The organism is Treponema sp. UBA7570 (assembly GCA_002477955.1).
GTDB lineage: Bacteria > Spirochaetota > Spirochaetia > Treponematales > Treponemataceae > Treponema_D.
In genome coordinates this window covers 3,650-5,420 of sequence record DLLE01000029.1, presented here as the reverse complement: position 1 = coordinate 5,420, position 1,771 = coordinate 3,650, and the positions used below count along the sequence as shown (strand labels likewise).

At 55.7% G+C, this 1,771-nt stretch carries 1 rRNA gene; it reads left to right on the top strand.

The features are described 5' to 3' along the window. Positions 1-109 precede the first annotated feature (109 nt). A 16S ribosomal RNA gene (locus B4N75_RS03315) occupies positions 110-1,650 on the top strand. Positions 1,651-1,771: the final 121 nt, after the last annotated feature.

Sequence of the window (1,771 nt, the reverse complement as noted above, 5' to 3'; positions counted from 1 at the left end):
GCGAAAGAAGGCCGGGGCGGAAAGAGCCCCGGCTGTTCCTATCAATTTTATTGGTTGGGACGGATGATTTATGGTGAGGTCTTGGCCCCTTTCGGGGGGCCTGAGAATAATCATGGAGAGTTTGATCCTGGCTCAGAATAAACGCTGGCGGCGTGTCTTAAGCATGCAAGTCGGACGGCAAGCCGCCTTCGGGCGGCCTAGAGTGGCGGACTGGTGAGTAACACGTGGGTGATATGCCTTTTGGACGGGGATAGCCCCTAGAAATAGGGGGTAATACCGGATAAGGCCGCGCGGGCTGGAGCCGCGCGGGGAAAGGCGCTGTGGCGCCGCCGAAAGAATAGCCTGCGACCTATCAGCTTGTTGGCGGGGTAAAGGCCCACCAAGGCGATGACAGGTATCCGGCCTGAGAGGGTGAACGGACACATTGGGACTGAGATACGGCCCAGACTCCTACGGGAGGCAGCAGCTAAGAATATTCCGCAATGGAGGAAACTCTGACGGAGCAACGCCGCGTGGACGATGAAGGCCGGAAGGTTGTAAAGTCCTTTTATGGCTGAGGAATAAGCGGGGCAGGGAATGGCCCCGCGGTGACTGTAGGCTATGAATAAGCACCGGCTAATTACGTGCCAGCAGCCGCGGTAACACGTAAGGTGCGAGCGTTATTCGGAATTATTGGGCGTAAAGGGCACGCAGGCGGCTTTGCAAGCTTGGTGTGAAATCTCAGGGCTCAACCCTGAAACTGCATTGAGAACTGCATGGCTAGAGTTAGCGAGGGGAAACCGGAATTCCAGGTGTAGGGGTGAAATCTGTAGATATCTGGAAGAACACCGATGGCGAAGGCAGGTTTCCAGCGCATAACTGACGCTCAGGTGCGAAGGTGCGGGGATCAAACAGGATTAGATACCCTGGTAGTCCGCACAGTAAACGATGTGCACTAGGTGTCTGGGCATAAGCCTGGGTGCCAAAGCAAACGCGATAAGTGCACCGCCTGGGGAGTATGCCCGCAAGGGTGAAACTCAAAGGAATTGACGGGGGCCCGCACAAGCGGTGGAGCATGTGGTTTAATTCGATGGTACGCGAGGAACCTTACCTGGGTTTGACATACATACCGGTTATTTAGAGATAAGTAAGCGTAGCAATACGGGTATGAACAGGTGCTGCATGGCTGTCGTCAGCTCGTGCCGTGAGGTGTTGGGTTAAGTCCCGCAACGAGCGCAACCCCTACTGCCAGTTGCTAACAGGTGAAGCTGAGGACTCTGGCGGAACTGCCGGCGACAAGCCGGAGGAAGGCGGGGATGACGTCAAGTCATCATGGCCCTTATGTCCAGGGCTACACACGTGCTACAATGGTCGGCACAGAGTGAAGCGAGGCAGCGATGCGGAGCAAAACGCAAAAAACCGATCGTAGTCCGGATTGGAGTCTGAAACCCGACTCCATGAAGTTGGAATCGCTAGTAATCGCGCATCAGCACGGCGCGGTGAATACGTTCCCGGGCCTTGTACACACCGCCCGTCACACCATCCGAGTCGAGGATACCCAAAGTCGGCAGGCTAACCGCAAGGGGGCCGCTGCCCAAGGTATGCTTGGTAAGGGGGGTGAAGTCGTAACAAGGTAGCCGTACTGGAAAGTGCGGCTGGATCACCTCCTTTTGTAGGACAGAAGGAAATGAACGGGAGGCGGAGGCTTCCCGGAGTGTATGTGTACACACAGAGGCGTCTGGTTTTTTTACGAGGGAGCTTTTCCGGTCTTCTCCTTTTCCGCTGGTTTTTT